Genomic DNA, 7392 nt, shown 5'->3' with positions numbered 1-7392 from the left:
CCCCTGAAGGGGCGCGGGGAACTGCGCGAGCAACCAGCGGCCCGCCGCAGACGGCAGACAAGCACCCCAGGCAGACGGGATGCCGCTAGAGGGATTTGCCCGCAGGCGACGCTGCCGCGGGACCCACGATGAGCCCGTCCCCGAACGTGTCCACGCGGACCGTGTCGCCGTCCTTGACCTCGCCCGCGAGGATCTCCTTCGCGAGCCGGTCGCCGATGGACGTCTGGATGAGACGCCGCAGCGGACGTGCGCCGTAGGCCGGATCGTTGCCCTCGTCGGCCAGCCAGGCGAGCGCCTCCGGGGTGACGTCCAGAGTGAGCCGCCGCTCGGCGAGCCGCTTGGCGAGCCGGCCGATCTGGAGCTCGGCGATGTGCGCGAGCTCGTCCTTGCCGAGCGCGGAGAAGACGACGAGGTCGTCGAGCCGGTTGAGGAACTCCGGCTTGAAAGAGGCCCTGACCACTTCCAGAACCTGCTGCTTCTTCTCCTCCTCGCTCGTATGCGGCTCCACCAGGTACTGGCTGCCGAGGTTGGAGGTGAGGATCAGGATGGTGTTGCGGAAGTCGACCGTCCGCCCCTGCCCGTCGGTGAGCCGCCCGTCGTCGAGCACCTGCAGCAGGACGTCGAAGACCTCCGGGTGCGCCTTCTCGACCTCGTCGAGGAGTACGACGCTGTACGGCCGGCGGCGCACCGCCTCGGTGAGCTGCCCGCCCTCCTCGTACCCGACGTACCCGGGAGGGGCACCGACCAGCCTGGCCACGCTGTGCTTCTCGCCGTACTCGCTCATGTCGATGCGGACCATGGCCCGCTCGTCGTCGAAGAGGAAGTCGGCGAGCGCCTTGGCCAGCTCGGTCTTGCCGACGCCGGTGGGCCCGAGGAAGAGGAAGGACCCGGTGGGCCGGTCGGGATCGGCGATCCCGGCCCGCGTGCGCCGCACGGCGTCCGACACGGCCCGCACGGCCTCGGTCTGCCCGATGAGCCGCCTGCCGAGCTCGTCCTCCATACGGAGCAGCTTCTGCGTCTCACCCTCCAGGAGCCGCCCGGCGGGGATACCGGTCCAGGCCCCGACCACATCGGCGATGTCGTCCGGCCCGACCTCTTCCTTCACCATGGTGTCCTTCGAGACCTCTTCCTCGGCCTCGGCAGCCACCTCCAGGTCATGCTCCAGGGTGGGGATCTCGCCGTACAGAAGCTTGCTCGCGGTGTCGAAGTCCCCGTCCCGCTGGGCGCGTTCGGCCTGGCCGCGCAGCTCGTCGAGCTTCTCCTTCAGCTCGCCGACCCGGTTGAGGGACTGCTTCTCCTTCTCCCAGCGGGCATTGAGCCCCCGCAGCTCCTCTTCCTTGTCGGCAAGATCGCGCCGCAGCTTTTCGAGCCGCTGCTTGCTCGCCGGATCGGTCTCCTTGCTGAGGGCGAGCTCCTCCATCTTCAACCGGTCGACGGCGCGCTGGAGTTCGTCGATCTCAAGGGGCGAGGAGTCGATCTCCATCCGCAGCCTGGAGGCAGCCTCATCGACAAGATCAATGGCCTTGTCGGGCAGGAAGCGCGACGTGATGTACCGGTCGGAGAGCGCGGCGGCGGCGACGAGCGCGCTGTCGGCGATCTGAACCTTGTGATGGGCTTCGTACCGCCCCTTGAGCCCACGAAGAATGGCGATCGAATCCTCGACGGAGGGCTCGGCGACGAGCACCTGCTGGAAGCGCCGCTCCAGGGCGGGATCCTTCTCGATCCGCTCCCGGTACTCGTCGAGGGTGGTGGCCCCGACCATCCGCAGCTCACCGCGGGCGAGCATGGGCTTGAGCATGTTTCCGGCGTCCATGGCGGAATCTCCACCGGCACCGGCTCCCACCACGGTGTGCAGCTCATCAATGAACGTAATGATCTGCCCGTCGCTCTCCTTGATCTCGGAGAGGACGGTCTTGAGCCGCTCCTCGAACTCACCGCGATACTTCGCGCCCGCGACCATCGCACCGAGGTCGAGCGACACGAGCCGCTTGTTCTTGAGCGACTCGGGCACGTCGCCCTTCACGATCCGCTGGGCGAGCCCTTCGACGACGGCGGTCTTGCCGACGCCGGGTTCGCCGATGAGGACCGGGTTGTTCTTCGTACGCCGGGAAAGCACTTGGACGACCCGCCGGATCTCCTGATCCCGCCCGATGACGGGATCGAGTTTGCCCTCGCGGGCCGCGGCGGTGAAATCGGTCCCGAACTTCTCCAGGGCCTTGTACTGACCCTCCGGGTCGGGTGTGGTCACCCGGCGCCCTCCCCTTGCCTTCTCGAACGCGTCGAGCAGTTTCTTCGCGGTGGCCCCGTGCCTGCCCAGGACCTCACCGGCGGTGCCGCCCTTGGCGGCGGTACCGATCAGCAGGTGCTCGGTGGACAGGTAATCATCGCCCAGCTCCTTCGCCCGCTGCGCGGCGTCGGCGATGACGGCGAGGAGCTCGCGGTTGGGCTGCGGCGGCGCGACGGTGGAGCCCGTGACGCGGGGCAGGCCGCTCAGCGCCCGCTCGGCGTCGCTGCGGACGGCGACCTGATCGGCCTCGACCGCGGCGAGCAGGTCGGTGATGTTCTCGTTGTCCTGCCCCTCAAGCAGCGCGAGGAGCAGGTGGGCGGGGGTCAGGTCCGGGTTCCCCTCGGACACGGCCCGGCTGGTGGCCGCGTTGATCGCGTCCCGGCTCCGGTTCGTCAGCTCGGCGTCCACGTGCGTCTTCTCCTCCTTGCGTGCGTCTTTCCCTTACCTGACTTTAAAAGTGTACACAAAGTTGAGCCGACCCCACTCAAGGGTGCGAGGCGGGCTTCCGCCCAGGCGGCGGCTAGGTTCCCTCCATGGCCATCGACCCCCGGAACCCGACTCCCGCGTACCTCAGCTTCTGGCGGGAACGACACCTCTGCACCCTGACGACTCCCCGCCCGGACGGCACCCCGCACGTGGTCCCGGTTGGCGTGACGTACGACCCGGAGGCAGGGGTCGCCCGCGTACTGGCGAACAAATCGAGCACGAAGGTCGCGAACATCCTGGCGGCGACGGGCGTGGACGGGCCGGGCGCGAGGGTGGCGGTCTGCCAGGTGGAGAGGCGGCGCTGGGCGACGCTGGAGGGGGTGGCGACGGTGCGTACGGAGGAGGCGGCGATAGCGGAGGCGATGCGTCGCTACGAGGAGCGGTACGGCAGGGCGCCCCGCCCGAACCCGGACCGCGTACTGATCGAGATAGCCCTGACGCGGGCGATGGGCAAGGCGTAGCACCCGCCCATCGGGGCCCGCACACACCACAGCGGCGCCACCGTGTTCAGGTCCACGGTGGCGCCGCTGCTGGGGGAAGCACCTGCGCGATTTACAACGACGGGGGATCGCGTCAGGCGCTGCGGGGGGTGGCTGTGATGGCTCTTGTAGTGGTGGAACGGGTTGAGCTGGTGGCGCTGTTGGAACTCTGCTGTTGCTGCTTGCGCTGACCCGGCTGCTCCGGCTCGCCGACCAGCTGATGGTCACGCCGGTCGAGATTGACGAAGACCATCCCGTACCGAATGGCACACCGCACAGGCTGCGGGGCGCCTCGCGGCCGCCGGAGACACCGGTAGGCCCGGATCTCCTCTTCCTCGTCCCGGGTGACGACGATGGGCTCGCCGAGAAGAGTGACCATCAACGAGTCGCCTGCGTGGGGTATCGCGGTGGCGAGATCGATGAAGTGCCAACCGGAGCGGTAGGCGGTGGCCATTTCTCGGCGGAAGGTGCGGTCGTCGGGAGGAGTGCTCATGCGCCTGCACCCTTCGGCCCCAAGGTCCAGCCGAGATCCGGCGGGGCGGCGGAATCGGAACTCGCGTTCGCCGGCGCGGTCTGCCACCCGAGATCGAGAGTGCTCACCGTGCCCAAGACCAGCCCTGCGGAGAAGGTGGTGACAAGCACCGAGCGAAGCATGCGCGTAAACATGGTCGGCTTCGTCCTCACTTGGTAGGTTCCTCTCCCCCGGCTCCTCAAGACGATGTCTCAATCGAGCACGTCAAAGCCACAGGGTCGATGCATCATGTTCCTGCACGTTCAGGACCCTGGGGGGTGGAGATTTGCTTACAACAGACATAAAACCGACACATCCTCACCCCTCGGCACCACTCTGCGCTGAAGGTGCGAAGCTTTACGCCACCGCACTGAGCAATGGGCGCCTGGCGCGAGCCGAGGCTGAGAACGCACCCTGCCTACTGGAATCCGCTCTGCTGCACCCGGACCCCGATGACGCCGACTGGCTGCACCCGGTTCCGCCGTCCACGGCACTGGCCCAGCGGCTCCACCCCATCGAACGGGAAATCCAGGACCGGCGGAGACTCGCCGTTCAACTCGCCGACGCGTTTGAGCCATTCATGGCGATCACCGCACGGGCCGAACCTGCGACCCACGCGATCACCGTGCTCGAGGGGGACGCCCGCATCCACGCGGCCATCGAGCGCGCTACGGCGGAGTGCCGTTCCGAAGTGCTCACCGTCCAGCCCGGAGGCGGTCGCAGCGAGAACACGCTCACGGTAGCGCTGCAACGCGGCCAGACCGTTCTGGACCGTGGCATCAAGATGCGTACCCTCTACCAACACACCGTCAGGCACAGCCAGGGAACGCTCGCCTACGCGGCACACATGGCCCAAGGGAACGTAGAAATACGGACCTTGGAAGAGGTGATCGATCGACTCATGATCTTCGATCGCACCGTCGCACTCATACCCGCGCGCGCCGATCAGCAAGTCGCCCTGGAACTGCGGCACCCCGGCCTGGTCGAGTACCTCGCCAAGGTCTTCGAGCAGCAATGGAGCCGTGCGACCCCGCTGCTCGACGAAGTGCCGTACCCGCCATCCACCGACGGCATCACCGGCGTCCAGCGCTCAATCGCCAAGCTGCTGGTGGAGGGCTACGTCGACGAGGCCATCGCCCGCCGCCTAGGCATGAACGTCCGCACCTGCCGCGCCCACATCGCTAAGATCGCAGCCGCGCTGGGGAGCGGCAGCCGCGCTCAACTCGGGTACCTGATCGCCCAGTCCGAGATCCTGGACAAGGATCACTGAACTCGGTCAGGGGAGCGAGCGGAACGTGACGACGGAACCCCATACGCACGGACCCGATGAGCTGTGCGAGACGGGCTCGACCTTGTACGCCCGCGCTCTGCGGGAGCGCCGCATCCCTCGCGAGGCCACCGAACAAGCGCCGTGCCTCGTCGACTTCGGACTGCTTCACCCGGACGCCGAGGACGCTCGCTGGCTGCGCCCCACCCCACCGGCTGTCGCGCTCCCTCGGCTGCTCCAGTCCATCGAGGAGCGCATCGCGCATCAGCGGCTCCGCGAGACCCGGCTGGCCTCCGTGTTCGCGCCGCTCATGCATCTCGCTCCCGGACAGCACGCCGCGGTCGGCCCTTCCGCGATCACTGTGCTGAACGGACTCCCCCGGATCCAGGAAAGCGTGGCTCAGGCGCTGGCCGACTCCAGCCAAGAATTGCTCTCCATCCAGCCCGGGGGATTCCGGCCTCCCGAGGTCCTGGCCCAATCCCTCAGCGACGCTCGAAGCGCCCTCTCCCGAGGCGCACGCCTGCGCACGCTGTACCAGCACACCTCACGCCACTCGCTCTCCGTGTTCGGATACTACGAGCAACTGGAAGGCGACACCGAGGTACGCACTCTCGATGAAGTTGGCGAGCGCCTCTTCGTCTTCGACCGCACTGTGGCCTTCATACCGGCGAACAAGGATCGCAGCATCGCGCTGGAGATCCGCCTCCCGGCCCTCGTCGAATTCCTCGCCATCACCTTCGAGCGCCTCTGGCGCCTGGCCACTCCCATGTATCCGCATTCGGCACGACTGCCTTCGGGCAACGGCATCACCACCCGTCAGCGAGCCATCGCCACCCTCCTCACAGAGGGCCTGACCGATGCTGAGATCGCTGCCCGCCTCGGCATGAACGTCCGCACCGCCCGCGTCCACATAGCCAAACTCGCCACCACCCTCGGCAGCGAAAGCCGAGCCCAACTCGGTTACCTCATAGGACAGTCCGGAATCCTCGACCAGAGATCGTGACGTGCAACTGCCTTCGCGCGGAATCGCGTCGCTTCAACCCACGGGAGGGAGCGCAGCATGCCCGTCGAGCACCCGCCTCACGAAGTCGAGCAACTCTGCGAAACAGGCTCGGCCCTATACGTCCGGGCTCTGCGCGAAGGCCGGATCCGAAGTGAAGACACTGAACAAGCGCCCTGCCTCTTAGACTTCGGCCTCCTCCATCCGGACATCAACGACATGCAGTGGCTGCGTCCCACCGCCCCCGCCGTCGCCCTCCCCCGCCTGCTCCGCGCCATAGAGGACGAGATCACAGACCAGCGGCAGCGAGAAGAACGCCTCGCCGCAGCATTCGGGCCGTTCATGGCCCTCGACTCCCGCCTCGCCGCCGCCTCCGAAGCCCCCACGATCACCGTCCTCGACGGCCTCGAACGCATCAGTGCCGCCATTGATCGGGCCATGAACGACGCCACGGAGGAATTCCTCGCCGTGCAGCCGGGCGGCACCCGTCCTCCGGAGACCTTGGCGGACGTCTTCGACCGCGACCAGGCGCTCCTCAACCGAGGCTGTCGTATGCGAACCCTCTATCAACACACGACACGCCACTCCCTGCCCGTACTCGCCTACTTCGAGCGGCTCGAAGGCGACGCCGAGGCCCGCACCCTCGACGAAGTCACCGAACGACTCTTCATCTTCGACCGGACCGTGGCCTTCATACCGGCGAGCAAGGACCGCAGCCTCGCCCTGGAACTGCGCGACCCAGCCGTGGTCGACTATCTCGCCGTCAGCTTCGACCATCTGTGGCGCCTGGCCACTCCCATGTGGCCCAAGTCCGCACCCCAGCCCCCGGAAGACGGCATAACCACCCGCCAACGAGCCATCGCCACCCTCCTCACAGAGGGCCTGACCGACGCCGAGATCGCCGCCCGCCTCGGCATGAACGTCCGCACCGCCCGCGTCCACATAGCCAAACTCGCTACCACCCTCGGCAGCGAAAGCCGAGCCCAACTCGGCTATCTCATAGGGCAGTCCGGGATCCTGAACCGAGAATCCTGAGTCATCGCGAGCAACCCACAGCCCATGAATGGCCATCTTTGCGCCATTTATCCCCGCCTCAGTGAGATGCGCTGCAACAAGATGACTCTGGCGGCGCATCCCCAGCCGCACCAAAGTGGATTTCGGCGGAGCAAGCCCGGTTCGGGCCGATCTGCCGGCGATCGGTCCTGCCGAACGTCCTGAGGCAGGGCCTCGCTTCCCTTTGAGTCGTGCCGGCCCGCGGCCCCCCTGGGGGGCCGGGGCGACGCCCACAACACCAGGCGTGTCTAACCGCGGGGGGGGGGATCTATCGCCCGGACCACGGACAATTAGCCGGGGGGGGAAATA

Annotated in this window: 6 protein-coding genes; 4 read left to right on the top strand and 2 right to left on the bottom strand. The window is 67.4% G+C overall.

The annotated features are described in order from the left end of the window. Nucleotides 1–85: 85 nt before the first annotated feature. A complete protein-coding gene (gene clpB / locus ACFWY6_RS42935; protein ID WP_384702589.1) occupies nt 86–2695 on the bottom strand; it encodes an ATP-dependent chaperone ClpB in 2610 nt (869 codons plus the stop codon). A 125-nt stretch (nt 2696–2820) separates the two neighbouring features. Between clpB and ACFWY6_RS42930 the strand changes: the two genes are divergently transcribed. Next, nucleotides 2821–3234 carry a pyridoxamine 5'-phosphate oxidase family protein gene (locus ACFWY6_RS42930; protein ID WP_384702585.1) on the top strand — a complete coding sequence of 138 codons (414 nt, stop codon included), beginning with the start codon at nt 2821–2823 and terminating at the stop codon, nt 3232–3234. 112 nt (nt 3235–3346) lie between these two features. On the opposite strand, the gene ACFWY6_RS42925 is transcribed toward ACFWY6_RS42930, so the two are convergent. Beyond that, a complete protein-coding gene (locus ACFWY6_RS42925) occupies nt 3347–3745 on the bottom strand; it encodes a hypothetical protein (protein ID WP_384702582.1) in 399 nt (132 codons plus the stop codon). Between the two features lie 319 nt (nt 3746–4064). Between ACFWY6_RS42925 and ACFWY6_RS42920 the strand changes: the two genes are divergently transcribed. Genes ACFWY6_RS42920 through ACFWY6_RS42910 form a run of 3 tightly spaced genes read left to right on the top strand, consistent with a single transcriptional unit; the run spans nt 4065 to nt 7065 of the window. Further along, a complete protein-coding gene (locus ACFWY6_RS42920; RefSeq protein ID WP_384702592.1) occupies nt 4065–5033 on the top strand; it encodes a helix-turn-helix transcriptional regulator in 969 nt (322 codons plus the stop codon). Between the two features lie 25 nt (nt 5034–5058). Then, a complete protein-coding gene (locus ACFWY6_RS42915) occupies nt 5059–6033 on the top strand; it encodes a LuxR C-terminal-related transcriptional regulator (RefSeq protein ID WP_384702580.1) in 975 nt (324 codons plus the stop codon). A 57-nt stretch (nt 6034–6090) separates the two neighbouring features. Continuing rightward, nucleotides 6091–7065 (top strand): LuxR C-terminal-related transcriptional regulator, encoded by a 975-nt coding sequence (locus ACFWY6_RS42910; protein ID WP_384702577.1) that lies wholly within the window; start codon nt 6091–6093, stop codon nt 7063–7065. Nucleotides 7066–7392 lie beyond the last annotated feature (327 nt).

The organism is Streptomyces sp. NPDC059037 (assembly GCF_042740015.1).
GTDB lineage: Bacteria > Actinomycetota > Actinomycetes > Streptomycetales > Streptomycetaceae > Streptomyces.
The sequence above is the reverse complement of the archived record's forward strand: the minus strand, read 5'-3'. Positions and strand labels throughout refer to the sequence as shown.